The organism is Campylobacter sp. VBCF_06 NA8, from assembly GCF_027737825.1.
Lineage (GTDB): Bacteria > Campylobacterota > Campylobacteria > Campylobacterales > Campylobacteraceae > Campylobacter_B.
Map to the genome: position 1 here is coordinate 178,873 of NZ_JAOVUB010000001.1, position 25,357 is coordinate 204,229.

At 41.3% G+C, this 25,357-nt stretch carries 25 protein-coding genes and 1 pseudogene; 20 read left to right on the forward strand and 6 right to left on the reverse strand.

Translation table 11 applies throughout. The features are described from left to right. The 3 genes from map (at position 1) to OFO10_RS01070 (ending at position 1,608) form a co-directional block, all read left to right on the forward strand. Positions 1-768, forward strand: a complete 768-nt coding sequence (gene map / locus OFO10_RS01060) for a type I methionyl aminopeptidase (protein WP_270858558.1) — start codon at positions 1-3, stop codon at positions 766-768. A gap of 14 nt (positions 769-782) precedes the next feature. Beyond that, a complete protein-coding gene (gene infA, locus OFO10_RS01065) occupies positions 783-1,001 on the forward strand; it encodes a translation initiation factor IF-1 (RefSeq protein ID WP_005869854.1) in 219 nt (72 codons plus the stop codon). Positions 1,002-1,131: 130 nt separating this feature from the next. After that, on the forward strand, positions 1,132-1,608 hold the full coding sequence (locus OFO10_RS01070) for an ABC transporter six-transmembrane domain-containing protein (protein ID WP_270865760.1): 477 nt from the start codon (positions 1,132-1,134) through the stop codon (positions 1,606-1,608). 37 nt (positions 1,609-1,645) lie between these two features. Here OFO10_RS01070 and OFO10_RS01075 read toward each other — a convergent pair whose 3' ends face one another. Next, positions 1,646-2,116 (reverse strand): hypothetical protein, encoded by a 471-nt coding sequence (locus OFO10_RS01075; RefSeq protein WP_270865761.1) that lies wholly within the window; start codon positions 2,114-2,116, stop codon positions 1,646-1,648. 288 nt (positions 2,117-2,404) lie between these two features. Further along, positions 2,405-3,082: a DNA alkylation repair protein gene (locus tag OFO10_RS01080; protein WP_270865762.1), complete on the reverse strand. Its 678-nt coding sequence runs from the start codon at positions 3,080-3,082 to the stop codon at positions 2,405-2,407. Between the two features lie 144 nt (positions 3,083-3,226). On the opposite strand from OFO10_RS01080, the gene OFO10_RS01085 reads away from it, so the two are divergent. After that, positions 3,227-4,003 carry a 3'(2'),5'-bisphosphate nucleotidase CysQ family protein gene (locus OFO10_RS01085; protein ID WP_270865763.1) on the forward strand — a complete coding sequence of 259 codons (777 nt, stop codon included), beginning with the start codon at positions 3,227-3,229 and terminating at the stop codon, positions 4,001-4,003. Positions 4,004-4,048: 45 nt separating this feature from the next. Beyond that, a complete protein-coding gene (locus OFO10_RS01090) occupies positions 4,049-4,435 on the forward strand; it encodes a type II secretion system protein (RefSeq protein ID WP_270865764.1) in 387 nt (128 codons plus the stop codon). Between the two features lie 17 nt (positions 4,436-4,452). Here OFO10_RS01090 and OFO10_RS01095 read toward each other — a convergent pair whose 3' ends face one another. Further along, positions 4,453-5,055: a hypothetical protein gene (locus OFO10_RS01095; RefSeq protein ID WP_270865765.1), complete on the reverse strand. Its 603-nt coding sequence runs from the start codon at positions 5,053-5,055 to the stop codon at positions 4,453-4,455. 96 nt (positions 5,056-5,151) lie between these two features. Between OFO10_RS01095 and OFO10_RS01100 the strand changes: the two genes are divergently transcribed. From OFO10_RS01100 to OFO10_RS01170, 15 genes are all read left to right on the forward strand, one after another. Next, on the forward strand, positions 5,152-5,709 hold the full coding sequence (locus OFO10_RS01100; protein WP_270865766.1) for a TRAP transporter small permease subunit: 558 nt from the start codon (positions 5,152-5,154) through the stop codon (positions 5,707-5,709). Then, complete coding sequence (locus OFO10_RS01105; protein WP_270858552.1) at positions 5,709-7,070, forward strand: TRAP transporter large permease; 1,362 nt, start codon at positions 5,709-5,711, stop codon at positions 7,068-7,070. Before OFO10_RS01100 ends, OFO10_RS01105 begins: the two co-directional genes overlap by 1 nt. A 37-nt stretch (positions 7,071-7,107) precedes the next feature. Continuing rightward, a complete protein-coding gene (locus OFO10_RS01110) occupies positions 7,108-8,913 on the forward strand; it encodes a biotin/lipoyl-containing protein (RefSeq protein ID WP_270865767.1) in 1,806 nt (601 codons plus the stop codon). 159 nt (positions 8,914-9,072) lie between these two features. Then, positions 9,073-10,656 carry a phosphoenolpyruvate carboxykinase (ATP) gene (pckA, locus tag OFO10_RS01115; RefSeq protein WP_270865768.1) on the forward strand — a complete coding sequence of 528 codons (1,584 nt, stop codon included), beginning with the start codon at positions 9,073-9,075 and terminating at the stop codon, positions 10,654-10,656. Continuing rightward, positions 10,631-11,932: a CAP domain-containing protein gene (locus tag OFO10_RS01120; RefSeq protein ID WP_270865769.1), complete on the forward strand. Its 1,302-nt coding sequence runs from the start codon at positions 10,631-10,633 to the stop codon at positions 11,930-11,932. Before pckA ends, OFO10_RS01120 begins: the two co-directional genes overlap by 26 nt. Positions 11,933-11,941: 9 nt before the next feature. Then, positions 11,942-13,339 carry an argininosuccinate lyase gene (argH, locus tag OFO10_RS01125; protein WP_270865770.1) on the forward strand — a complete coding sequence of 466 codons (1,398 nt, stop codon included), beginning with the start codon at positions 11,942-11,944 and terminating at the stop codon, positions 13,337-13,339. Then, a complete protein-coding gene (locus OFO10_RS01130; RefSeq protein WP_270865771.1) occupies positions 13,309-13,980 on the forward strand; it encodes a uroporphyrinogen-III synthase in 672 nt (223 codons plus the stop codon). Before argH ends, OFO10_RS01130 begins: the two co-directional genes overlap by 31 nt. Before the next feature lie 218 nt (positions 13,981-14,198). Continuing rightward, positions 14,199-15,446, forward strand: a complete 1,248-nt coding sequence (gene purD / locus OFO10_RS01135; protein ID WP_270865772.1) for a phosphoribosylamine--glycine ligase — start codon at positions 14,199-14,201, stop codon at positions 15,444-15,446. 4 nt (positions 15,447-15,450) lie between these two features. After that, positions 15,451-15,897, forward strand: coding sequence for an RDD family protein (locus OFO10_RS01140; protein ID WP_270865773.1), 447 nt, complete (start codon positions 15,451-15,453; stop codon positions 15,895-15,897). 28 nt (positions 15,898-15,925) lie between these two features. Beyond that, positions 15,926-18,133: an LPS-assembly protein LptD gene (locus tag OFO10_RS01145; protein WP_270865774.1), complete on the forward strand. Its 2,208-nt coding sequence runs from the start codon at positions 15,926-15,928 to the stop codon at positions 18,131-18,133. Then, on the forward strand, positions 18,130-18,864 hold the full coding sequence (locus OFO10_RS01150; RefSeq protein WP_270865775.1) for a phosphoribosyltransferase family protein: 735 nt from the start codon (positions 18,130-18,132) through the stop codon (positions 18,862-18,864). Before OFO10_RS01145 ends, OFO10_RS01150 begins: the two co-directional genes overlap by 4 nt. Then, the gene (locus OFO10_RS01155) at positions 18,848-20,980 is read left to right on the forward strand and encodes a polyribonucleotide nucleotidyltransferase (protein ID WP_270865776.1); all 2,133 of its coding nucleotides are present in this window, start codon (positions 18,848-18,850) and stop codon (positions 20,978-20,980) included. The genes OFO10_RS01150 and OFO10_RS01155 overlap by 17 nt, the downstream gene beginning before the upstream one ends. A gap of 12 nt (positions 20,981-20,992) precedes the next feature. Further along, complete coding sequence (locus tag OFO10_RS01160) at positions 20,993-21,847, forward strand: universal stress protein (RefSeq protein WP_270862723.1); 855 nt, start codon at positions 20,993-20,995, stop codon at positions 21,845-21,847. A gap of 41 nt (positions 21,848-21,888) precedes the next feature. Next, a complete protein-coding gene (locus OFO10_RS01165; protein ID WP_270865777.1) occupies positions 21,889-23,052 on the forward strand; it encodes an MFS transporter in 1,164 nt (387 codons plus the stop codon). Continuing rightward, a complete protein-coding gene (locus OFO10_RS01170; protein WP_270864719.1) occupies positions 23,049-23,540 on the forward strand; it encodes a methylated-DNA--[protein]-cysteine S-methyltransferase in 492 nt (163 codons plus the stop codon). Before OFO10_RS01165 ends, OFO10_RS01170 begins: the two co-directional genes overlap by 4 nt. Before the next feature lies 1 nt (position 23,541). Here OFO10_RS01170 and OFO10_RS01175 read toward each other — a convergent pair whose 3' ends face one another. The 3 genes and pseudogenes from OFO10_RS01175 to OFO10_RS01185 all read right to left on the reverse strand — a co-directional run bounded on the left by OFO10_RS01175 (position 23,542) and on the right by OFO10_RS01185 (position 25,269). Beyond that, a complete protein-coding gene (locus OFO10_RS01175) occupies positions 23,542-23,937 on the reverse strand; it encodes a cyclophilin-like fold protein (protein ID WP_270864720.1) in 396 nt (131 codons plus the stop codon). Positions 23,938-23,973: 36 nt separating this feature from the next. Next, positions 23,974-24,258: a hypothetical protein gene (locus OFO10_RS01180; protein ID WP_270865778.1), complete on the reverse strand. Its 285-nt coding sequence runs from the start codon at positions 24,256-24,258 to the stop codon at positions 23,974-23,976. 5 nt (positions 24,259-24,263) lie between these two features. Next, a pseudogene (locus OFO10_RS01185) lies at positions 24,264-25,269 on the reverse strand (aldo/keto reductase). Positions 25,270-25,357: the final 88 nt, after the last annotated feature.

Genomic DNA, 25,357 nt, shown 5'->3' on the forward strand with positions numbered 1-25,357 from the left:
ATGGCAATTTTACTCAAAAATCAAAAAGATTTAGAGGGTTTGCGGGCGGCGAATAAAATCGTCGCCGCTGCCCTTGATTATGCGGAAGAATTCATAAAACCCGGTATGACGCTTTTAGAAGTGGATAAAAAAATCGATGATTTTATCACGAGCAAGGGCGCATATCCAGCATTTAAAGGGCTTTATGGTTTCCCAAACGCAGCTTGTCTTTCACTAAACGAAGTTATAATCCATGGCATACCTGATAACACTATCCTAAAAGAGGGCGACATACTAGGTATCGATCTAGGCTCTCGCTTAAATGGATATTACGGCGATAGTGCGCGCACTTTGCCGATTGGCAAAATTTCAAAATCAGACGAAGAGCTCATCGCATGTAGCAAAGACGCGCTGTATCATGCTATCGACACGATAAAGGTCGGCATGCACTTCAAAGAGCTATGCCTAGCTATCGAGCAATTTATCAGAGCGCGTGGATATGTGCCACTATATGGATTTTGCGGGCATGGAATCGGCAAAAAACCGCACGAAGAGCCTGAGATTCCAAATTATTTGGAAGGCAACAATCCAAAATCAGGGCCAAAAATCAAAAACGGCATGGTGTTTTGTATCGAGCCGATGATTTGCCAAAAAGACGGCACCCCAGTCGTGGGCGCAGACAAATGGACGACGACGAGCAAAGACGGCCTTAGGACGGCTCATTATGAGCATTGCTTGGCGGTTGTGAATAATAAAGTCGAAATTCTAAGCAAAAGCTTGAAAGATTAAAAGGAGAAAATTTAATGGCAAAAGATGATGTCATTGAGATTGATGGCAATGTAATTGAGGCGTTGCCAAATGCGACATTTAAGGTCGAGCTTGATAACAAGCATGTGATTTTGTGCCATATCGCAGGCAAAATGCGTATGCACTATATCAAAATCATGCCGGGCGATCGCGTCAAAGTCGAGCTTACGCCATACAGCCTTGATAAGGGCAGAATCACTTATCGCTACAAATAAATTTTGCATTGTCTAAAATTTAACTGCATAGTTAAATTTTAGATACTTTTTTATAATTAAAATCAAATTTAAACCTTATTAAATTTTCCCTTTTATACTTGCGCGATTTAATTCAAATTTAGGAATTTTTATGCAAAAAAGCGCGTTTAAAACGCTTATTTTCATCGCGTTGAAACATTACAAAAAGCTGATTTTTACATTTTCGTTGGTGATTTTGGAAAATTTGGCCTTTATGCTCTATCCGATTTTTGGCGGATTTGCGATAAATAAAATTCTAGCAGGCGAGGCGAAAATCGCGATAATTTATATTTTTGTGATATTTGGAATTTGGTTTTTGGGCGCTATTAGGCGCAAAATCGACACCTACGCATTTAGCAAAATTTATGCAAATTTAGCCGTCAATATCATCTCAAACGAACGAAGCACAAACACCAGCGTGAGCCAGACAAGCGCACGCGTCGCGCTTTCGCGTGAATTTATAAATTTTTTCGAGTACTCCTTTATTTTCTACCTTTTTTTTGAACCATTGCAATGTTTCCCAAGCATTATGCGTAGAAGCATAATTTCTAGCTTCATCAATATGTTCTTGAATATTTACAGGCGTTGAGCCATCTTTTTCAAAAACTGGCTTTGAACCAACAAAACTATTTTCTATACTCATACTTATCTCCTAAATTAGATTTTTTCAAAACAAAATAAATAACAAACAAAGTATATAAATTTGGAATTAAAGAAAATAAAAAATTCTTAAAATTTGTATCTAGCATTGGTAAAAAGTATAATAAAATAAATGAAAATATTACTGGCAATGCAAACAAATAAGCTGAAATTTTTTTAATTATTTCCATAAAACTATCAAATTTATCACAAGATATAACTGCATAAATTACTAAATTTAGAATAAACAAAAACACAAATAAATACGCAAACAAAAAAGCAAATTTAAATCCAGCCAAAAGCGCTTCGCCTTTATTGTCAGTAAAAATTGTGTTATCATTTGTGTCAAAATTTAATTCAAAAGTTATAAATAATAGATAATAAACAGAAATTGTTAAAATTGTCATATAAAAAGCGTTGGCAAATGATTTGAGAATTTTTGTTTTAATTATATTCATCATTTTCCTATCTAAATTTTTTCATATTTATTTTAACTTTGTAATTCTACAAACTTTCATTTAAATTTAAATTTAAATTTAAATTATATGTTTTAAATACATATAATTTATAAACCCTTATATATATGTTTTTAATATAAATTATATTATTCTGTCATCGCGAGTGTCGAAAGACACAAAATAATCGCCAAATTTTAAATTACCAAACTGCAAATTTGCAAGCTGGTTTATTTAGCTTTGGCGATTGCCACGAATTTGAAATTTTGATAAATTAAATTTCCGCGAAATTTAGGATTTCGCGGATTTTAACGCCTTAAATTTTGCCTTGCTTTGCTCGGTGAAACGCAGGCTTTCGCAGATTTTTTTAATCGCAAGATTTTTGATTTTTTCGTTTTCATATCCCTGCAAAAACTCAAAAATTTCACGCTCAAATTTCACGGCGAATTCACACAGCGCCCACGCTGCCCCCATTTGGACATAGTATTTCTCGCTTCGCTCGGCGCGCGCAGTATCTATCAAAAGCGCCAAATTTCGCGAATTTACGAAATTTACCAGCAAATTCACATAAAAAAACCGCTTCTCAAATTCGCCCCTAGCCTCCCTAAACCCAAGCGTAAATTCCCGCCAAAGCTCTAAATCGTTTTTGCGTTTGGCGCAAAATGTATCGCAAACGCCCCAGCTTGTGATACGAGGGATAAAATCTCGCGCCAAATTTATGCGATTTTTTTCGCTGATTTTTAGCGAATTTATCAAAATCGCCTTTAATGTCATTTCTTCGCTAAATTCGCCCATAGCGCGGATAAACTCTAAAATTTCGCCCTCGCTTTTTTCATGCAAAACCTGCTTTGCAAGCGCGCGTAAATGTGGCATTTTCACGCCCAAAATTCGCGCCCCTGGCAGAATTTTCGCGCTAAATTTGGCGTATTTTTCATCGCTTAAATTTCGCAAATTCTCTAAAATTTCCATTTTTTACCCCTTGAATTTGCAAAAATTTTATAAATTTTGCCCTTAAAATTTAATCTAGCTTTTTTAAAGCTTTGTTGTGCTAAAATACAAATCTTTCAATTCTACGATTACAACGATTCTTACCGCTTATTTTTGGAGGCGAAAATGAATAAAGATGAACTTTTGAATTTAGCCGTGGTTGCAGCAAAGCGCGCAAACAAGGCGATTATGGAGCATTATGAGAAATTTGATGTCTATGTCAAAGAGGATAAATCTCCGCTAACAACCGCGGATTTGGCTGCAAATGATGCGATTGTAAGCACGCTAGCACCTAGTGGGATTGCGATTTGCTCCGAAGAGAGCGTGATGAGTGCAGATGAGCGCATGAGCGCAAAGAGATTTTGGCTAGTCGATCCGCTTGATGGGACGAAGGAATTCATCGCGCGAAATGGCGAATTTTGCGTTTGTATCGCGCTGATAGAGGACGGAAGGCCGATTTTGTCGGTGATTTCATCGCCTGTAAGTGGCGATGTGTATAGCTCTAATGGCGGTGGCATCGTCTATAAAAACGGCGAAAAAATCGAGCGAAAACCAGATTCGCCAAAGACTTTCATGATAGGCCGAAATGGCAGAGGCTCAAAATACATGCCGTTTTGCGAGGAATTTGGGCTTGAATTTACTAGGCTTGGCTCTGCGCTGAAATTTTGCATAATGGCGGAAAATGGGGCGAGCGCGTATGGTAGGTTTAGCGATTGTTCGCTGTGGGATATCGCGGCTGGGGATTTTATAATCCACCAAAGCGGTGGCGCGATAATCGACCTCAAAACAGGTGTCGCTCCGCTGTATAACGGCAAAAGTCTGATAAATAATCACTACATCGTCGTCGATGCAAATACAATAAATTTATTATCAAAAATGGTAGAATTTGCGAAAAATTTATAGATTGTGGTAGAATACGCCTGCAAAATTTTTATCAAAGGATAAAAAATGAAACAGGCTTTTACAATGATCGAATTAATTTTCGTGATTGTTATTTTGGGTATCTTGGCGGCGGTAGCTATCCCTAGACTGGCTGCTACCAGAGACGACGCAGAGATTGTCAAAGCGGCGCAAAATATCACTACATCGCTAACCGATCTCATGGGTTATTACACGGCAAAAGGTGCTTATGCGCAGGAATTTAAGCAAATGACAAGTGTTGCAAATCCTATCAAAGTAAAAGATAATGTTTGCGCTACATACTCATTTGTAACCGATAAGCAAATATTGCTAAAAAGAGGCTACGACGGGCTTTGCACTAGCGTTTGGAAGTTTAATGATCTAAAAGATCTATCGACCATTTACAGCTCAGATGCTCTAATCATCGTAGAGTAACTCTCACGCAGGGGGGGCTATCCCCTGCGCCTGATAAATCCCAAAATCACTCCCAAAACACAGACAAAAGTAAAAAATCCAAATACAATAAACCAAAGCGTAGGCAAACTTAGGCTTTTTGAGCTTACAAAAAGATACCAGCCATCATTATAGGCGCTAATTAAATTCGCGCGCATACCGCTGATTTCGAAATTTGCAGGCGGTGTGGGTATATCAAAAGCGCAAGAATTATATGATTTAAAAAGCGAAATTTTATTTAAATCAAAACTCAAAAATTTATTCGCCCCAGCGCAGTTCATCACGCCGTCCATATCGCTACTAGCGCGCACTGCTTTGTGTAGATACGATAGGCTTTTCGCACAAATTAGCCCGCCAAGCGCGCCATAAAACCACAAAAAATACCCACAAATCGTGCTTAGGCTATCCTTGCTAAATGCCACAAAAATCACGCCCAGAGTTAAAACGCACAGATCAAACCTAAGCCTAGCGCTGAAAATTTCAGGATACATAAACAAGAAATTTTGCAAAAAGCAGTATGAAAAGCAAACCCACAAACCCGCCCAAACTGCGCAAAATAGCAGAAATTTGCGAGAATATTTATTATTAAATTTTAAATCCATTTTTATCCTTTTTTGTTCGTTATTTTATTATTTTTTGCGCTAAATTTCGATAAAATCGCAAGTTTATTTTGAAATTTAATACAAAAAGGTTCAAATTTGAGGAAAAATCTCCAAATTTTAGAAAAAATTTTCGATAGTTTTGCGAAAATTTTAGGTTTTTTTAGCATTGTTTTTTTAGCCCTTTTAGTCCTTTGCGTTTTTTACAATGTCGTTGCGCGCTATCTCTTTCCAAGCGCGAATTCTGTGGCAATGCAAGAGATTAGCTGGTGGCTGTTTTCGGCGATGTTTTTGTTCTCTTCGACCTACACTTTACAGCAAAATTCCCATGTCAGGGTCGATGTGCTATATGAAAAATTTCGCCCCAAAACAAAGGCGATTATCAATATTTTAGGCACAATCTTTTTTATCTTGCCATTTGTGGCGCTCGTGGCGTATTTTTCGCTAGATTTCGCGCTCGAAGCCTACGAGAGCAAAGAATCCAGCCCAAATCCTGGCGGATTAACGAATTTATGGATAATCAAATCATTTATTAGCCTATCTTATGTCTTTTTGTTTATTTATTCGTTTGGGTTTTTGATAAAAAATATAAATTCGCTAATCCATAACCACCACGGTGAATTTTTAGACGAAAATTCTAGTGCAAAGGCTGTGTGATGATAGGGATAATAATGTTTGGCGCAGCGCTTTTTATGCTGCTTTTGGGATTTCCGGTAGCCTTTACATTTGGGGCTGTGGCAGTGATTTTTGGATTTATTTATGGCGTGAGTGAGGCGTGGGAATACGCCGAGGGAAGCGAGGTTTTTACAGAGGCTATAAGCGAAATGAGCAACCAGTTTTTCTCTCTTATGCCAAACCGAATTTACTCGATTATGGAAAATCAGCTTCTAATCGCGGTTCCGCTTTTTATTTTAATGGGTATGATTTTGCAAAAAACGCGCTTAGCTGAGAGGCTTTTGGAGTCAATGGCGTTTTTATTTGGCGGGGTTCGCGGTGGCGTGGCGATTAGCACGGTTTTGGTGGGTGCGCTTTTGGCGGCTACGACTGGAATCGTGGGTGCTAGCGTGATTGCTATGGGTATTATTAGCCTGCCTGTGATGATGAAATACGGCTACGACAAAGCCCTATCCACTGGCACTATCGCAGCTTCTGGCACACTTGGACAGATTATTCCGCCCTCAATCGTGCTAATCATTTTAGGCGATGTTTTTTCGGTATCAGTAGGCGAGCTATTTTCCGCAGCTATCGTGCCGGGGCTAGTTTTGGTGGGGCTTTATATAGTTTTTATCCTCATAATCTCGTATGCCAAAAAAGACTGCGCGCCCGAGCTTCCTAAAATCGATGATGAAACCAAAGCTCGTCAAATTTTTAATGCTCTAAAAAATGTCGTGCCTGTTTTTGTGCTGATTTTGCTAGTGCTAGGATCAATCTTTGGCGGTATCGCAACCCCTACGGAAAGCTCATCGGTGGGGTGCGTGGGCGCGATAATTTTGTCATTTTTATACCGTACATTTTCATTTTCTTTGCTTTACGACGCGCTTCGCCAAAGCGTGAAAATTTCGGGTATGGTTTTTATGATTTTAATGGGCGCAACAGCCTTTTCTATGATTTTTTCATACACAGGCGGGGACTATGTCGTGGAGGATTTCATGCACGCGCTTCCTGGCAAAGAGTGGGGATTTATCGCGCTAACTATGATTGTCATCATAATTTTGGGCTTTTTCCTTGATTATGTTGAAATTTCATATATCATTTTGCCGATTTTATTCCCGATAGTCGAAGCGATGAATATAAATCCAGTTTGGTTTGCGATACTAATCGCTGTAAATTTACAAACATCATTTATGACGCCACCTTTTGGATTTTCGATATTTTTCCTAAAAGGCGTCGCGCCAAAATCAGTGCGCACGACAGACATTTATCGTGGAGTGTTGCCGTTTATCGGGCTTCAAATTTTAGTTCTTTTCGCCCTTGCGATTTATCCAGAAATTTTTGGATTAAAAGCTTTTTTAGGCTAGAAATTGTAGAATTTAGAATTATTTTAAAGGAGTTAGCATGAGCAAAAAATTTATTGATGTTATGGACACTACATTTCGCGATGGTTTCCAATCTGTCTTTGGTGCGCGTGTAGCGATGAAGGACTTTTTGCCAGCAGTGAGCGCGGCAAAAGAGGCTGGGATTAGACACTTTGAATTTGGCGGTGGAGCTAGATTTCAGAGTCTGTATTTTTACCTAAACGAAGACGCGTTTGCGATGATGGATAAATTCCGCGAAACCGTGGGAGACGAGGCAAACCTGCAAACCCTAGCCAGAGGCGTAAATACCGTTACGCTTGATACTGGTTCGCGCGAAATGATAGACATGCATGCCAAACTCTTTGCCAAACACGGAACTACGACTATTCGAAATTTTGACGCCTTAAACGATGTCGAAAATTTAAAATATAGTGGCGAGCGTATCAAAGCGCATGGCTTAAAACACGAAATTACCGTTACTATGATGGATTTACCACCTCGTTGCTCTGGCGCGCATGATCCTGAATTTTATGCTGGAATTTTGCGCAAAATTTTAGAGGCTGGAATTCCTTTTGATAGCGTTTGTTTCAAAGACGCTAGCGGAACTTCAAGCCCACAAAAGGTTTTTGAGACCGTAAGAAGAGCGCGCAAACTCCTAGGAAACGATATTCATATCAGACTTCACACTCACGAAACAGCTGGTGTTAGCGTGGCTTGCTATCAAGCAGCCCTAGCAGCAGGCGTCGATGGAATCGATCTAGCTGCTTATCCAGTCAGCGGAGGCACAAGCCAACCAGATATTTTGACGATTTTACACGCGACAAAGGGGCAAAATTTTGATTTTGGCTTTAACGCTGAGAAAATTTTAAAATACGAAGAGGTTTTGGAGGATTGTTTGAAGGATTATTTCTTGCCGCCAGAAGCGACAATGGTAAGTCCGATAATCCCATTTTCGCCTATGCCAGGCGGTGCCCTAACCGCAAATACGCAAATGATGCGCGATAACAAAATCATGGATAAATTTCCAGCCGTCATCAAAGCTATGCGCGAAGTCGTCGAAAAGGGCGGTTATGGCACGAGCGTAACGCCTGTAAGTCAATTTTATTTCCAACAAGCATTTAATAATGTAATGTTTGGCGACTGGAAAAAAATCGCTGAGGGATACGGCAAAATGGTGCTTGGATACTTTGGTAAGACCCCAGTTGCCCCTGATAGCGAGGTTGTAAGATTAGCTAGCGAGCAGCTTGGCTTAGAGCCTACTACCAAAAATGCCGTTGATTTGGCTGATTTGGACGAGACAAAGAGCATTGCTTATGCCAAAAAACAGCTTGAAGATGAAAATATAGAACCTAGCGAGGAAAATATTTTTATCGCTCTTGCGTGCCGTGAAAAGGGCATTGCCTTCTTAAAAGGCGAGGGCAAGGTAATGATCCGCAAAAACGAAGCAAAAGAATCTAGTGATGGCAGTGAGAAAAAGGCAAAATCTGATAAATTTGACATTAATGTCAATGGCAAAGCCTATGCGGTGGAATTTAGCGGAAATAAGGTCTTAGTAAATGGCGATAGCTACAATGTCAGTATTGGCGCGCCAGAGCCTAGCGAAGCCAAAACTGAGGCAAAATCAAGTGCAAATAGCGATGATATCGTGGCTAGCCTACCAAGTAATGTCTTTAAAATTTTAGTCAAACCTGGCGAAAAAGTCGTAGCTGGTCAAACCGTAGTCGTGCTAGAAGCTATGAAAATGGAGATAAACATCGAAAGCCCAAGAGACGGCGAAGTCGCTGAAATTTTGGTATTCCAAGGTCAAAGCGTCGATGCGGGCGAGCCACTAATTCACTTAAAATAACTTTTAAATTTAACTACCACAGGGGCGGAATTTAGTGGGTTTCGCCCCTTTTTAAATTTACAAAAACGATAAATTTACTTCAAATTCCACAATCCTAATAAAGGTTAATCAAATTTCGATATAATTACTTATTTATAATTTTTTAAAAAAGGATTTAAGATGAGAATTCCAAATGATTTTGAAAAACTAGGAATTAGCGGCGAAAAAGAAATTTTTTATAACCTTAGCTATGATGAGCTTTTTGAGCACGAAAAACGCGCAAACGAGGGCAAGGTAAGCGATAATGGCACCTTTATGGTCGATACTGGCATTTTTACAGGTAGAAGCCCAAAAGACAAGTATTTTGTAAAGCAAGATCCAAGCGCGAAATATATCAGCTGGGGCAAAATCAATCAACCGATTAACAAAGAGCTTTTTGATAAACTTCTAGCAAAGGCCAAAAATCAGCTTTCAAACAAATCAATCTATGTCCAAGACGCGTATTGTGGCGCTAGCCTAAAAAGCCGTAAAAGCGTGCGCTTCGTAACCGAAGTAGCGTGGCAAGCGCATTTTGTAAAAAATATGTTTATCCGCCCAAGCGATGATGAGTTAGCAAATTTTCACCCAGATTTCGTGGTTTATAACGCTTGCAAATGCGTAAATGAGGATTACGCCAAAGACGGGTTAAACTCAGATGTTTTTGTAATCTTTAATGTCGAGGAAAATGTCGCAGTCATCGGTGGCACATGGTATGGTGGCGAGATGAAAAAAGGAATTTTTTCTATGATGAATTACTGGCTACCATTAGAGGGCAAAATGTCAATGCACTGCTCAGCAAATGTCGGAGCTGGCGGCGACACTGCGCTATTTTTCGGACTTTCAGGCACTGGCAAGACTACGCTCTCTACTGATCCAAACCGCGCGCTAATCGGCGATGACGAGCACGGCTGGGACGATGAGGGTGTGTTTAACTTCGAGGGTGGTTGCTACGCAAAATGTATAAATCTCGATCCAAGCTCAGAGCCTGAAATTTATGGTGCGATTAAACGCAACGCACTTTTAGAAAATGTCGTAGCTGACGCAAACGGCAAGGTCGATTACGCTGATGGTAGCAAGACAGAAAATACCCGTGTAAGCTACCCAATCGAGCATATCGCAAACCACGAACCAAGCCTAAGTGCAGGACACCCAAAAAATATCATTTTCCTAAGCGCTGATGCTTTTGGCGTTTTACCGCCTGTTGCGAAGCTTACAAAAGAACAAGCGATGTATTATTTCCTAAGCGGTTACACTGCCAAAGTCGCAGGAACTGAACGCGGTATCACCGAGCCTGTGGCGACTTTTAGTGCTTGTTTTGGTGAGCCGTTTATGCCGCTTCATCCGACAGTTTATGCAAAACTTTTAGGCGAAAAAATCGACAAACACGGCGTAAATGTATATCTAGTAAATACAGGTTGGAGTGGCGGTGCTTATGGCGTTGGCAAACGCATGAGCATAAAAGCCACTCGTGCTTGTATAAATGCTATCCTTGACGGAAGTATCACAAAATGCGAATTTGAAAATTTTGAAAAATTTAATCTAGCCGTTCCAAAAGAGTTAGCTGGTGTTGAGACAAAACTTCTAAATCCGGCTAACACTTGGGAAAATGCTGACGAATACGCAAAAACTCGCGAGAAATTAGCGAAAATGTTTGTAGAAAATTTCAAACGCTACGAAGATGTCAAAGAGGGCGTAGAGTATGCAAAAGCCGGCCCAAAAGCTTAAAATTTGGCTTTTGTTAGGCACTGCGGGCTTGTTTTTGGGTTGCAAAGGCGAGCCTGCGAATTTAAAAGAACCGCTTCCTAGTAAAAGCGGTTTTTCTTTTTATGATACGCCGATCAACTACATAAACTATATCCGCCAAAGCTCGAATTTAAACCCATTTGCGCCAAATTCGCTTTTAGACAAGGCTGCGCTAAATCACGCTAAATATGTCGTTACAAACGATGAAATCACCCACGATGAGAGCGAGGGAAGGGCTGAATTTAGCGGCAAAACCCCAAGCGATCGCGCATTTGCGGTAGGGTTTAACTCTGGGATTGTAGAAAATCTCTCTTACAACGCCCACGATATCAAAGCCTCAATTGATGGGCTATTAAGCGCGATTTATCATCGTTTTGGGTTTTTGACATTTGACGCAAATCTTCTTGGCGTGGGATACTATGAGCAGGGCGAAAAATCTGCCTATGTCTATGAAATGGGAAATGAGTATTTAGAGGAAATTTGTGGTGGCGGAAAGAGCCAGAGTGGGGACGGCAAATTTATCATAGGGCTTTGCAAAAACAAAAGCCTTGCCATACGAAACGAAAACTACGAGCGCACCAGATCGCTAAATACCACGCTTTACGCGCATTATCCAAACAAAGAGCCCTCGCTTGCATTTTTTAGCCACGAGCTTCCCGACCCTGTGCCAGAGTGCGCGATTACAGCAAATCCTATTAGCATAGAATTTCACCCCCAAGCCAAACCTGTGGAAATACTCGAATTTAGGCTATTTGATAGCGAGGGAGCAGAGATTAAAGATACTAAAATTTTGGATAAAAAAAGCGATCCAAATAGACGATTTAATGACAAACAATTTGCGCTTTTTAGCAAGGAAGTATTTAAATTCGACGCTACTTACACAGCGGAATTTAGCTATAAACAGGGCGAAAGGCAAGATAAAATTCGCTGGGATTTCACTACCCAAACCCCAAAATATGACTATTTTATAGTCAGCGGTGGCGAGAATTTAGCCATAAAAAACGGCAAATTTTACGATATATTTTTTGCGCCAAAAGATTGCAACGATGAGGTCAAAAACTACAAAACCAGCTACAATGGCGCAATCGACAAGCCCGAAATCCAAAATATCGCCACAAATATGCTAAGGGTGCGTGTAAATGGCGAACGGGGCGCCAAGCTCGAAATCAGCACGGATAATGGCAGGGTGGTGAGATTGTATCTAACAGACGAGCCAAAAAATTCTAGTTTGAAACGCAAAATTATAAATTTATTCTAAGGATTATTGATGAAAAAAATGTGGGAAGGCAGGTTTAGTGAGGCTAGTAGCGAGCTTTTGGAGAGATTTAACGCTTCGATTATGTTCGATAGAGAGCTTTACGAGGACGATATTGCAGGCTCAATCGCTCATGCGAGCATGCTAGGCGATGCAGGAATCATCACCAAAGACGAAGCTAGCGCGATAAAATCTGGTTTGGAGCAAATTTTAGCCGAGATTAATGAGGGGAAATTTGAGTGGAAAATCGCCGATGAGGATATCCACATGTCGGTGGAAAAACGCCTAAGCGAAATTGTAGGCAAAGAAATCGGCGGCAAACTCCATACTGCGCGCTCTCGCAACGATCAAGTCGCCCTTGATTTCAGGCGTTTTGTAATGCGAAAAAACCGCGAAATTTCGGTTCAAATTTTAAATTTGATCAAAACCTTGCTTGAAATTTCAAACTCCCACACAGACGCTTTAATGCCAGGCTACACTCACCTCCAACACGCTCAGCCTGTAAGCCTTGCCTTTCATTTGCTAGCTTACATTTATATGTTTAAGCGAGATTATGAAAGGTTTGTATCAAGCTTCGAGCGCGGAAATTTCAGCCCGCTTGGCTCGGCTGCGCTTGCAGGCACTCCGCACCGCATAAATCGCCACGCCACGGCTAGTGCGCTTGGATTTTATGCCCCTATGGAAAATGCTATGGACGGCGTGAGCGATAGAGATTTCGCTCTTGAAATTTTATTTAACATTAGCCTATTTTTCATGCACGCTTCAAGGCTGTGCGAAGAGCTGATTTTGTGGAGTTCGAGCGAATTCGGCTTCATCGCTATCAGCGACGCGTATTCGACTGGAAGCTCGATAATGCCACAAAAGAAAAATCCAGATGTAGCCGAGCTAATCAGGGGTAAAACTGGCAGGGCTTATGGAAATTTAATGGGGCTTTTAACCGTTATGAAGGGCCTTGCTCTGGCGTATAATAAAGACATGCAAGAGGATAAAGAGGGCGTGTTTGATAGCGTAAAAGCGATTTTGGAGAGTGTTGCAATCCTAAATGAAATGCTAAAAACAGCCAAATTTAACAAAAAAAATATGCTAAGCGCGACTGAGCGCGGCCATTTAAGCGCGACTGATTTGGCGGATTTTTTGGTGCGAGAAAAGGGCGTGGCGTTTCGCGAGGCGCATTTCATCACCGGAAAATGCGTAGCCGCAGCAGAGAGAGCGGGCAAGGATCTAAGCCAAATGAGCGCAGAAGAGCTTCGCGGGATCGATGAGCGAATCACGCCAGATGCGCTTGCATTTTTGGGGCTAAAAGCTTCGATGGACGCTAGGAAATCTTTCGGCGGGGCTAGCAGTTCTAGCGTGCTAGCGCAGATCGCGAGTGTGCAAAAGTGGCTGGGCGAGAAGAGCAGCTCTATTTAGTTTCAAACACTAAATTTGACGATGAGAGGGTGATTTGGCTAAATTTGTGCGAGATAAAATTTCATAAATTTAGCATAAATTCCAAATTTGACGCACTTATTTTTACATCGAAAAATGGGGTAAAAGCGCTTAAATTTAACGATATTAAATTTAGCGAAAATATCCAAATTTACGCCATTGGCAAGGCGTGTGCTGACGAGATAAGAGCCCAGGGATACAAAAATATTTTCGTAGCGCAAAACTCCCATGGCGATGAGTTTGCGCGCGAGATTGCCACGCATTTAAAGGGCAAAAGCGCGCTTTATATCAGTGCCAAAGACAGAGTGTCGAATTTGCCCCAAATTTTGCACGAAAATGGCGTAAATTTAGCCCATATAATCGGTTACGAAAACAGACCCAAAAAAGCTAGCATTTCGCAAAAACCAGCTTTAAATTCCGTGATAATTTTTACTTCGCCACTAAATGCGAAAAGTTTTATCTCAAATTTTGGCTGGGATAGCTCATATCAGGCGATTTGCATAGGAAATAGCACGGCTAAAATTTTATCCAATTTTACTACGCCCATAATCAGCGAAAATCAAAGCATAAAAGCGTGTGTGGATTTGGCGTTTGCTTGTATTTTAAGGCAAAAAAACATATAATTTCGCTTGCCTGGGTGATGCGCCAGCGTTATTTATGAGGGTCTAACATATTTTAGTAGGCGACGATGTGATTTGCCGGTGTGACGCGGCTCGGTTTGAGGCTCTGAGCTTACGGGTTGCGACCTAAGGGCTTGTCCTAGTTGCAAGATTGGCTTTGTTTTAGGCCGAATCTTTTTCACGCAACGCTCACTTGGGCTATTTTTACACGGAGTTTTACCTTGAAAATTTTAATCATCGGCAGTGGTGGCAGAGAATACGCTATCGCACTTAGACTAAAAGAGGATAAAAATGTTTCAAATCTATATTTTGCCCCAGGAAATGGCGCGACTAGCGCACTTGGCGAAAATTTGGATTTGAAAACTTTTGAGGAACTTGCAAATTTTGCGAAAGACAACAAAATCGATTTGACGATTGTAGGCCCAGAAGATCCGCTTACAAAGGGCATTGTCGATGTATTTAAATCAAAAGGTCTAGTGATTTTTGGACCGAGTAAAGCGGCGGCTCGTTTAGAGGGTTCAAAGGCCTATATGAAGGAGTTTTTGGCTCGTAATGCTATCCGCACCGCTAGATTTTTAAACAGCGATAATTTCGAGGAAATTTCTAAATTTATCCACACCCTAGATGAAAAAGTCGTTGTCAAAGCCGACGGGCTTTGCGCAGGCAAGGGTGTAATAATCGCTCAAAACCACGACGAGGCCAGAGACGCGGCATGGGAAATGCTAAAAGGCAGTTTCGGAGATGCCGGCAAAACCGTGGTTGTCGAGGAGTATTTAGACGGATTTGAGCTTAGCTTTTTTGCGATTTGCGACGGGGATAATTTCGTCTCTTTGCCAGTAGCCCAAGATCACAAACGATTGCTAAACCGCGATCAGGGTCCAAATACAGGCGGTATGGGCGCATACGCTCCAAGCCCGCTAGCAGATGAGGCCCTGATAAAAAGGGTCGAAAACGAAATCGTAGCTCCGACTTTAAGAGGTATGAAAAAAGACGGCAATCCGTTTTGTGGAGTGCTTTTTGTGGGGCTTATGATTGTGGGCGGAGTGCCGTATGTGCTCGAATACAATGTCAGATTCGGCGACCCTGAGTGCGAGGTTTTGATGCCTTTAATCGACGGAAATTTAAGCCAAATTTTATACGATGCAGCCACTGGCAAGCTAACAGACATCAAACTCCGCGATAAATTTGCCGTTGGTGTCGTAAGTGCTAGCGAAAACTACCCTTATAAATCTACGCCAAAAACAAAGATTAATTTAGGCAAAATTCCGGCTAACGCTCACATTTGTTATGCTGGCGTTAGCGAAGAAAATGGCGAAATTTACGCAGACGGCGGAAGAGTTTTGGTAAGTGTGGGTGTAGCTAATAATATCAGAGAAGCGCGAAATTTAGCCTATGAATTAGTCAAAAATATAGAATTCGAAGGTTCTCAACACCGCAGCGATATCGCATATCAGGCACTTAGGGACTAAGTAGGTGTTAGCTAGTCTTCCTAAGAGGATTTTCGCCTTTATTTTAGATGAGGTGATTATGGGCGTGCTTTTTACCTTTATGCTCATTAGCGTGGCTTCCGAGCCCTTGCTTGCGGCTTCACAGATGAGCGGAAGCGACCCAATGGCGCTAAATAACGCAATTGCGCCGTATTTGCCCTATCTAGTAATGGTGAAATTTTTATATCACGCGATTTTTGTATATTTTTATGGCGCGACTTTGGGAAAATTAGCCCTAAAAATAAAAGTCATCAGCGCTAGAAACGAAAACGAGAGGCTTAGCTTTGGCGTTTGCGCGTTTAGATCGGGCGTTAGGCTGGTTAGCGAAACAGCATTTTATATCGGATTTTTGTTTGCATTTTGGACGAAATTTCGTCAGAGTTTGCAGGATTTGGCAGCAAAAACCTTGGTGGTAGAAATTGAAAAAAAGTAAAATTTTAATATTAACATTTGGTGCGTTAGTGGCAAATTTGCTTAACGCAAAGGTGCAAAATGTCGAGTTAATCGCCGATAATGTCGAGCGAAACGGCTTTTTAACCATAGCCAGAGGTAATGTAACTGTGTATTCACAGGACTATTTTCTCACAGCCGATCGCGCCACTTATGATGAAAAAAACGAAATAATCGAGCTTTTTGGCAATGTAAATGCTATGCGTGGGGATAACGAAACCACCAGAGCCGAATACATTAAAATTGATTTGAAAAACAATACCCAAGAGGGCAAAGCGACCTTTATGATGGATAAAGACGCTGAGCTTTGGATGCAAAATGATGAGAGTTGCAGTGATAGCGAGTATTACCGTGTCAAGGGCTCTGTGATATCTAGCTGTAATGTCAATAATCCAGACTGGAAAATCAAATTTAGCAGTGGCAAGCTAAATAAAGAGAGCAAATTTTTACACCTTTTCAACCCTAGATTTTATATCGGCGATGTGCCTGTGTTTTATCTGCCGTATTTTGGCGTGCCTACCGATACTACCCGCAGAACCGGTCTCTTGCCACCAGAGGGCGGATATATCGGCGATGAGGGTGTGTATTACAAACAGCCGATTTATTTCGCGCCGTATGATAGCTGGGATTTGCAGTTAGACCCGCAGGTTCGTTCGCGCCGTGGTTTTGGTGTATATGGAACATTTAGGTTTGCGGATTCGCCGTATTCAAGGGGTGAAATTCGTGGCGGTGTGTTTGATAATTTCACCCGCGCCCAAGAACGCTTAGAGTATAAAAATGAAAAACACCATGGATACGAGATCGAATACGATAGAAGCAAACTTGTAGGATATCTAATCGACGGAAATTTCAAAGAAAATTTATGGATTGACTTTACGAAATTAAACGACCTTGAATACTATGATTTAAAGAGCAAAGGCGGTGTCGATGAGGACGATAACGCGCTAGTAACCTCTAAGCTAAATTATTATTTAACGACAGATGACCATTATTTTGGGCTTTATGGCAGGTATTATATCGACACTAGCAAGCTCAACCAAGATAGCGTCTTCCAAAACCGCGACACAGTCCAAGAGCTACCGACTGCGCAATATCATAAATTTATCGATGATATCTTTGTGCCAAATTTGCTCTACTCTGTGGATTTAAAGGCGCGAAATTTCACCCGCCAAGAAGGCGTTACCGCGCGCCAATACGAGCTTGATATTCCGCTTAGTTATAGCGATAAATTTTTGGGCGATTATTTGGGGCTTAGCGTGAGCGAGCGTGTGTATATGACGCATATAGATTGGAGCGATAAATACTATTACGCAAACGGCGAGCTAGAAGCCGATAAAAGTACATTTTACGCCAATCAATACACCGAATTTTCAGCATTTACGGATTTAGCCAAGGCGTATGAGAGCTTTTATCATACTATGACTTGGAGAGCGGATTTGAGAATTCCTGGCTGGCAAAAGGGCGAGATTGATAAGAGAATTTTGAAATCTCACCAATATGAATATGATGAAAAAAATGGAAATTTGCGCAAATCCCGCTTGGCAAGGTTACAAGATTCGTTGTATTGGGAGGATAATTTTCTTGGCGAGCTTGGCGAAGAATACACGCACGAAAATATCGCCATTGGCATGACGCAGTATTTTTACGACGAAAATGGGCGCAAATTTATCCGCCACTCGGCCAAACAAAGCTATGATTTTGACGATGAAGAGCTGGGAAATTTCGACCATAGATTTGATATTTATTTCGCAAATGGGCTAAATTTAGGCAATCGTTTCAGATACTCGCACAAATACGATAGTTTTAGCAAGGTTCAGACCTATGCAAACTACTCGAATTCTGATTTTAGCGCGAGCATAAGCCATGCTTATACCTACGATCAATTCGGCGACGAAAACGAAAAACGCTACAAAAAAGACAACTACACAATCGCAAATTTAAGCGCGAATTTGCCAGGAAATAACAAAATTTTCGGGCGCTGGGAGTATGATTTGGCTAGGTCGTATTCAAAAATGTGGAGGCTAGGTATCACGCATACGAGAAAGTGCTGGAACTACTCTTTCGTCTATCAAGAAGACATCGAGCCAAAAAACACGAGCAATGCTGATTACACCAAGGCTAAAAAAGAGCATGGATTTTACTTTTTCGTAAATTTTTACCCATTTGGCGGGGTTGGATATGATTTTTCGGTTGATACCGAGTATGGTGAAGCGCAATGATACCAAGAGCGGAATTGATGTTTGAAAACGAAGTAGAAGCAGCCGAAAAGCTAGCTGAAATTTTGCCCTCAAACGCGGTAAAAAACGAAAATTTCCTAATCATAGCTCAGTCTTTATCATCGATTTATTTGGTAAAAAGATTATCTGAAAAGCTAAATTTAAGCTACGAATTTTTATTTAGCGAGATGATTTATGCGCCAAATAATCCAGAGTGCGTGATAGCCTGTGTGAGCGAAACGCAAGAGATAGTTTTCATAAATGAGCTTGTAAAAAGCTTTGGGATAAGTTTAGATTATATTTACGGGCAGGCTAACCGCAAATATGAGGAAAAAATTTTAAAAAATGTCTATAAATTTCGCAAGGGCGCGCTCTTACCTGATTTGGCTAGAAAAAATGTAATCTTGGTCGATGAGGGTTGCGAGAGTGGGCTTACGACGATGACATGTATAAAAACCCTAATCAAACTAAATGCAAAGACGATTTTTTATGCTACGCCGGTTATTAGCACTGATAATGCACAAGAGATAGAAGCCGCGGTAGATGGGCTATACGCCGTGCATAAAATAAAAGATTTTGTAAATGTGGATTTTTATTACAAAGAGAAAAAAGAGGAAAAAGCCGAGGATATTATGCAAATTTTAAATAATTGCGAATTTTACCTACCATTTCACAAAGAAAAAAACATTGATAAAAACGAAAACAAGGAGAGTAACAATGCAGTGCAAGATTGATGTAAATAATCAATTAGAAATTTTTGACATAGACAAGGTCGCAAAACAAGCAGCGGGTGCTGCGCTTATGCGTGTGGGTGATACTGTGGTGCTAGCTACGGTCGCTAGGGAAGATAGACAGGTAGAGGAAGATTTCTTGCCACTAACCGTGCAATATATCGAAAAAATGTATGCCGTGGGAAAAATCCCTGGCGGATATATCAAAAGAGAGACCAAGCCGGGCGATTTTGAGACGCTAACTAGCCGTATTATAGATCGCTCGCTTCGCCCCCTTTTTCCAAAAGGATATGCCTATCCTACCCAAATCGTAGTTTATGTCCTTTCAGCAGATCCTGAGGTGGATTTGCAGGTCGTGAGCCTAAATGCGGCAAGTGTGGCGCTATATCTAAGCGATATTCCTATGAAAGCCCCTGTTTGCGGTGTCAGAGTAGGCCAAATAGACGGAGAGTTCGTGCTAAATCCGTCAAATTCAGCCCTTAAAAAATCAGCCCTTGATCTGTATGTAGCTGGCGTGGGCGACGAGCTTTTGATGATTGAGATGCGCTCACTCCCTCAAATCGTAGATGGCGTCCAAAGCATGAACGAACTACCAGAGGATTTGACAGCCCAGGCGATAAATTTTGCTGCTAAGGCTATCGAAGAGGGCTCACGCAAATACGAGGAAGCGTTTTTGGCGCTTAAAAAACCAGACGCAAATTTAGAGTATAAACCAGAAATCGAAGATGAAAATATCGCCAAATATATCGACGAAAACTACAAAGACGCTGTAAAAGAGGCGATTAATCAAATGGCAAAAAGTGAGCGCGCAACTGAGCTAAATAAAATCGTAGATAAAATTTTAACCGATGAAATCGCGATGCAAAACGAGTGGCAAAAAGATGTAGTAACAAATGTCATTGGCAAATACAAACGCCAAATCATACGCACTCAAATCATCGAAGAGCGTCGCAGAGCCGACGGACGCGCGCTAAATGAGGTGCGCCCAATTTCAATCGAAACAAACATTTTGCCGCGCGCGCACGGCTCATGCCTCTTTACCCGTGGTCAAACACAGGCTTTGGTGGTGGCAACTCTGGGCGGGGATAGCGACGCTCAGCTTAGCGATAGTCTAACTAGCTCAGAGCCGATAGCTGAAAAATTTATGTTTAATTACAACTTCCCTGGATTTTGCGTAGGCGAAGCAAGTCCGCTAAAAAGTCCAGGTCGCAGGGAGCTAGGACACGGAAATTTGGCAAAACGAGCGATTTTTCCAAGCATTGATATAAACTCTCCTCAATCAATGCGCGTAGTAAGCGAAATTTTAGAGAGCAACGGATCTAGCTCAATGGCCTCAGTATGCGGTGGCGCACTATCGCTTCGCGCAGCTGGTGTAAAAACCATAAAACTAGTCGCAGGTGTCGCAATGGGACTAATCTTTGAGGGCGAAAAACACGCTATTTTAACCGACATTATGGGCTTAGAAGATCACGACGGGGATATGGATTTCAAAGTCGCTGGTAGCAACGACGGAATCACCGCGCTTCAAATGGATATCAAGCTTGGCGGAATTAGCCTAGAAGTGCTAAAAGAGGCGCTAGCGCAGGCCAAAGAGGGCAGGGCGCATATATTAAATTTAATGGAGGAAGCAAACGCAAATATCGTAATCAACGAAGCCGTGCTTCCAAAACTCGAAATTTTCAGCGTCGATCCTAGCAAAATCGTCGATATCATCGGTCAAGGTGGAAAAACGATTAAAGAAATCACCGAAAAATTCGGCGTTAGCGTCGATTTGGATCGCGAAAAAGGCGAGGTTAAAATCCAAGGCGCGAATAAAGACGGCGTCGATGGCGCAAAAGAGAGAATTCTCTCTATCGTTTCAAATTCGAAAGATTTCCGCAAACCGCGTGGCGATAGAGGCGATAGGCATGAGCGCAAAGAGGTTAAATTTGAAATCGGCGAGGAATTTGACGGAGTAGTGCAAAGCTCACTAGATTTTGGCACATTTATTTCACTTCGTGACGGCGTAGATGGGCTTTTAAGAGCGAAATTTATCACAACTCCATTTAAACCGGGCGATGTGGTTAGAGTGCGCGTAACAGAGCAAAAAGGTAGTAAAATTTCACTTGAATTAGTGTAAAAAGGAGGCAAAATGGAGCTTAAAAAACTTTTTTTCCCAATCGGTGGCGGCGAAGAGTTAGAGGGCAGAATTCGTGGTGCGTTGCTTGTGAATAAATTTTTTGGCACACACATGAATATCATGGCATGCCAGCTAGATCCTAAGATGATTTATAATGTCCGCATGACGCTAAAAGGCGGAGTTTTGATGGACGAGTTTTTGGAGTCGGCAAACGAGGAGATGAAGGCTGAGCGCGATGAAATCGGCGCAGTTTTCGAGGCAGAGTGCAAAAAAATCGGCCTTGATATGCACGAAGATGAGAGAGTGGGAAATAGCGCTTGCTTGCGCCATTTGGTAGGAATTCGCTCTGAGCTAGTTGAAAAGCACTCTAAATACTGCGATCTTGTCGTGGTCTCAGTGCCCCCAACTGGCACGATTACAGGCACTTTTGAGGCGGCTGTTTCAAAAAGTGGCAAGCCTTGTGTCGTAATCCCAAGAGAGCTAAAAAGTTTTAAGGCTGATAAAATTTTGGTCTCACTTACAGGCACGGCTGCAAGTGCCAGAGCGCTCGATCACTCGCTAGACTTGCTCAAAAAAGCGCAAAATGTTACAATCATCACAGCCAATCACTATCTCCAAGATAGCGCAGAAGAGACTAAGCGCAGAATCACCGAGTATCTAGCACTGCACGATGTGAAAGTCGATAAATTCGAGCTTTTAAACATTGACGGCAAAATTCCAGGTCAGGTTTTGATAGACTATGCAAACAACGGCGGATATGATTTAATCGTCGCTGGACTTCACTCAAACACTGGAATTAAGGAAATTCTGCTTTCAGGAACGAGCAAATTTTTCTTGCAAAATACGCAAATTCCTGTTTTAATGTAAATTTTATATGGGATTTTCCCATATAAAATCCTAAATTTAAAATGAAAAACAAATTTGTCTATATTTTGGCATTTTCGCATTTGTGCTGCGATATAAATCAAGGCGCACTTGTGGCGATTTTGCCGTTTTTGATCGCCAGCTATCACTACGATTACGCAACCGCAGCTAGCCTAGTCATGGTCTCAAATATCGTGGGCTCGCTAATCCAGCCCGTTTTTGGCTCACTCGCTGATAAGAAAAACACTCCCTACATTATCCCGCTAGGACTTATTTTAGCAGGTGGCGGTATCGCGCTAAGTGGCGTTGCGCCTTCATTTGCCGTGCTTTGCGCGGTCGTGATGATCACAGGAATCGGCGTGGCGATGTTTCACCCACAAGCCGCAAGAGCCATAAATAAATGCTCTAATCCGCACAACAAAGCCCAAAATATCGGCATTTTCTCATTTGGCGGGATTTTGGGATTTTCTTTGGGACCGCTTTTTATGACGGCGATTATTAGCGCGTTTGGGCTAAAAGGCACGCTGATTTTTTTGATTCCGCAAATTTGTGTCAGTACCCTGTATAAAATTTTTTACGCCGAATTTAAAAAACTTGGCGAAATCGCCCCCAAAACAGCCACAACCACCCAAACTAACGGCGTCGATGAGTGGGGCGGATTTTATAAACTCATGGCGTTGATTTGTGGGCGTTCTATCATTTTTCACGGATTTAATACATTTTTGGCACTTTATTTTATCTACGAATTTGACCAAAGTAAGGCTTATGCAAACACGCTATTAAGCGCATATATCGGCGTGAGCGCGATTTTTACCCTTCTTGGTGGCAGGTTTGCCGATAAATTTGGCTTTACAAAGATGATAAAAATCTCATTTCTCTGCCTTTTGCCGATTATGATAATGCTTGCAACCGCGCAAAATTTGGGCTTTGCCGTGGTTTTATTAGCACCGCTTGGCATTTTTCTAGCTCTTTCTTATAGCCCGATTATCGCGCTTGGGCAAGGATATTTACCAAACCGCGTTGGGCTTGCTTCTGGCGTTACATTTGGGCTAACCGTTAGCATTGGCGGGATTTTTGCGCCGATTTTGGGCTTAATAGCTGATAAATTTGGACTTGGTTATGTTTTATACACACTTTGCGGTGTTTGCGTTTTGCCACTAATCATGGCGTTTTTCTTGCCAAATTTAGAAAAAAGGCAAAGCTTATGAAATATTTTTGGCGTTATAGCTCACCGCTTGGTGAGATTTTTATGCAAAGTGATGGAGTAAATTTAACAGCGCTTAAATTTGGCAAATTTAGCGATTTTGGCGCAGAATTTAAAGAGCAAAATTTGCAAATTTTTGGGGATACCTGCGCTTGGTTGGATATTTATTTTAGCGGAAATTTACCAAATTTCACACCTAAAATTTCACTAATTGGCAGCGAATTTCAGCTTGAAATTTGGCGCATTTTAATGCAAATTCCTTTTGGAGCAACCACGACTTACGGCGATATTGCGCACGAAATCTCACTAAAAAGACAAATCCCAAAAATGTCCGCCAGAGCCGTAGGCAGAGCAGTGGGAGCAAATCCAATTGCGATAATTATCCCTTGCCACAGAGTTATCGGCAGTGGCGACAAACTCACAGGCTACGCATACGGGCTGGATAAAAAAGAGTTTTTGCTAAATTTAGAAAATGCAAAATTTAGGGCTTAATTTAATCCGCTTTTTGGATTAAAACTCTTTCGCATTTTATGATTTCATCAAAACCGCTTTCGAATTTACCGAGATTTATGACGCCTTCGTAGTATGGCTGAGGTTTGTAGTAAAGCACCAAATTTCCCCACGGCGAGAAATAGCCAAGATCGCCAACCTTGCCGTCCGAACTAGGATCGCCGGCAAAATTTAGTCGCACGGGCAAATCCGCGATTTTTTCTCGCCCTGCGTAATCTTTCAAATTTAACTCTAATGGCAAATTTTCATAAAAACTCTTTGCCGCGCTAGTATCGCCCAAAACAGCCACTGCGCGGACATTTTCACAACTAAATTCTACTCTCATCTCGCCTCCAAATGCAAAAATTATACTCAAACACAAAAAAAGTAGTTTTTTCATATTTCTCCTTAAATTTATTGCCTAATCCTGCAAATTTTATTTTACCAAAATTCCGTTAGCATTTAGCCATGCTTTTATATCATCGCCGAGAGTCGCACCGCCTGAGTAATACAAAGCAAATAAATCACCGCCAACTAGCCAAGCAAGGTATTCGACGATGATTTTTGTATTTAATGTGCGAGTATAATAAACAATCAAAATTTTATGATTTTTAGCAAATTTGCTTAAATTTTCTTTTAAATTCGGGCTTAAATTTGCCACACTAAATACCGTCATAGTGCCAAAAATAGCGGAATTTTTAATAAATTCTCGCCTTTTCATCAAAATTATTTTTTACCCCAGTCTCTCATACCGCCACCTTGAAACTCTTCTATTCCCCTGTGTCCGTGGATTTCGATTTTATCAAGTGTGCTTTGAAGTTCGCTAAATTCGCTCTCGCTTAATTCCACGCTCCAAGCTCCCAAATTTTCTAAAATCCGCTCTTTATTTTTTGAGCCCGGAATTGGCACGACATTTGGATATTTGTGAAACATCCATGCTAAGGCGATTTGTGCAGGAGTTGCGTTTTTTCGTTTGGCAAATTCACTCACAAGCTCCACTAACGGAGCGTTTTTTTGCATATTTTCCTTTGACAACTGCGGGATAAATTTCCTAACATCATCGCTATGCGAAAAATCGCTTTTAGCGTTTAATTTGCCTGAAAGCAGACCGCTAGCTGTTGGCGAAAACGGCACCAAGCCGATATTGTTAGCTAAGCAGTATGGCAAAACTTCGCTTTCGCAATCTCGCTCGACCATGTTATAAAGATTTTGCACGGCTGAAACAGGCGTGATTTCGTGTGCTTTTTGGATAGTGTTTTTAGCAACTTGCGAAAGTCCCCAGCCACGAATTAATTTCTCATCAATCAATTTTCCCATAGCCTCAGCTACGATTTCTACGGGGATTTCAGGATTTACGCGGTGCAGATAATACAAATCAACATAATCAGTTTGAAGATTCAAGCGATTTTTCTAAATGCTTTTTGATAACCGCATACGCCGAGCCTTCGGCTGAAATTTCAGATTTGTCAAACATTAGTTTTGTAGCCAAAACCACGCTATTTCTAAATTCTTTTACAGCTTTTCCTAAAATTTGCTCGTTGTGTCCGTAGTGGTAGAGTTGTGCACCATAAACTTCGGAAGTATCGAAAAACGAACAACCAAATTCAAAAGCGGTTTTAATGGCTTCTATACTATAATCAATGCTAGGAATTTGTCCGTATCCGTGCGAAAAGCCCATGCAACCAATGCCGATTGGCGAAACTTCTATGTCGCCTAGTTTTCTTGTTTTCATCTTTTTCTCCTTTAAATTTTTGTTTGCGTTTAGTAAATTTACACCAAATTTACAACTATGCCTAAAATCAGCGAATTTTTCAAAAAAT

What these genes read in the sequence shown, in the direction of transcription:
- map (WP_270858558.1), top strand. Translation starts at nt 1, where the DNA reads ATGGCAATTTTACTCAAAAATCAAAAAGATTTAGAGGGTTTGCGGGCG.
- infA (WP_005869854.1), top strand. Translation starts at nt 783, where the DNA reads ATGGCAAAAGATGATGTCATTGAGATTGATGGCAATGTAATTGAGGCG.
- OFO10_RS01070 (WP_270865760.1), top strand. Translation starts at nt 1,132, where the DNA reads ATGCAAAAAAGCGCGTTTAAAACGCTTATTTTCATCGCGTTGAAACAT.
- OFO10_RS01075 (WP_270865761.1), bottom strand. Translation starts at nt 2,116, where the DNA reads ATGAATATAATTAAAACAAAAATTCTCAAATCATTTGCCAACGCTTTT.
- OFO10_RS01080 (WP_270865762.1), bottom strand. Translation starts at nt 3,082, where the DNA reads ATGGAAATTTTAGAGAATTTGCGAAATTTAAGCGATGAAAAATACGCC.
- OFO10_RS01085 (WP_270865763.1), top strand. Translation starts at nt 3,227, where the DNA reads ATGAATAAAGATGAACTTTTGAATTTAGCCGTGGTTGCAGCAAAGCGC.
- OFO10_RS01090 (WP_270865764.1), top strand. Translation starts at nt 4,049, where the DNA reads ATGAAACAGGCTTTTACAATGATCGAATTAATTTTCGTGATTGTTATT.
- OFO10_RS01095 (WP_270865765.1), bottom strand. Translation starts at nt 5,055, where the DNA reads ATGGATTTAAAATTTAATAATAAATATTCTCGCAAATTTCTGCTATTT.
- OFO10_RS01105 (WP_270858552.1), top strand. Translation starts at nt 5,709, where the DNA reads ATGATAGGGATAATAATGTTTGGCGCAGCGCTTTTTATGCTGCTTTTG.
- OFO10_RS01110 (WP_270865767.1), top strand. Translation starts at nt 7,108, where the DNA reads ATGAGCAAAAAATTTATTGATGTTATGGACACTACATTTCGCGATGGT.
- pckA (WP_270865768.1), top strand. Translation starts at nt 9,073, where the DNA reads ATGAGAATTCCAAATGATTTTGAAAAACTAGGAATTAGCGGCGAAAAA.
- OFO10_RS01120 (WP_270865769.1), top strand. Translation starts at nt 10,631, where the DNA reads ATGCAAAAGCCGGCCCAAAAGCTTAAAATTTGGCTTTTGTTAGGCACT.
- argH (WP_270865770.1), top strand. Translation starts at nt 11,942, where the DNA reads ATGAAAAAAATGTGGGAAGGCAGGTTTAGTGAGGCTAGTAGCGAGCTT.
- OFO10_RS01150 (WP_270865775.1), top strand. Translation starts at nt 18,130, where the DNA reads ATGATACCAAGAGCGGAATTGATGTTTGAAAACGAAGTAGAAGCAGCC.
- OFO10_RS01155 (WP_270865776.1), top strand. Translation starts at nt 18,848, where the DNA reads ATGCAGTGCAAGATTGATGTAAATAATCAATTAGAAATTTTTGACATA.
- OFO10_RS01160 (WP_270862723.1), top strand. Translation starts at nt 20,993, where the DNA reads ATGGAGCTTAAAAAACTTTTTTTCCCAATCGGTGGCGGCGAAGAGTTA.
- OFO10_RS01165 (WP_270865777.1), top strand. Translation starts at nt 21,889, where the DNA reads ATGAAAAACAAATTTGTCTATATTTTGGCATTTTCGCATTTGTGCTGC.
- OFO10_RS01170 (WP_270864719.1), top strand. Translation starts at nt 23,049, where the DNA reads ATGAAATATTTTTGGCGTTATAGCTCACCGCTTGGTGAGATTTTTATG.
- OFO10_RS01175 (WP_270864720.1), bottom strand. Translation starts at nt 23,937, where the DNA reads ATGAAAAAACTACTTTTTTTGTGTTTGAGTATAATTTTTGCATTTGGA.
- OFO10_RS01180 (WP_270865778.1), bottom strand. Translation starts at nt 24,258, where the DNA reads ATGAAAAGGCGAGAATTTATTAAAAATTCCGCTATTTTTGGCACTATG.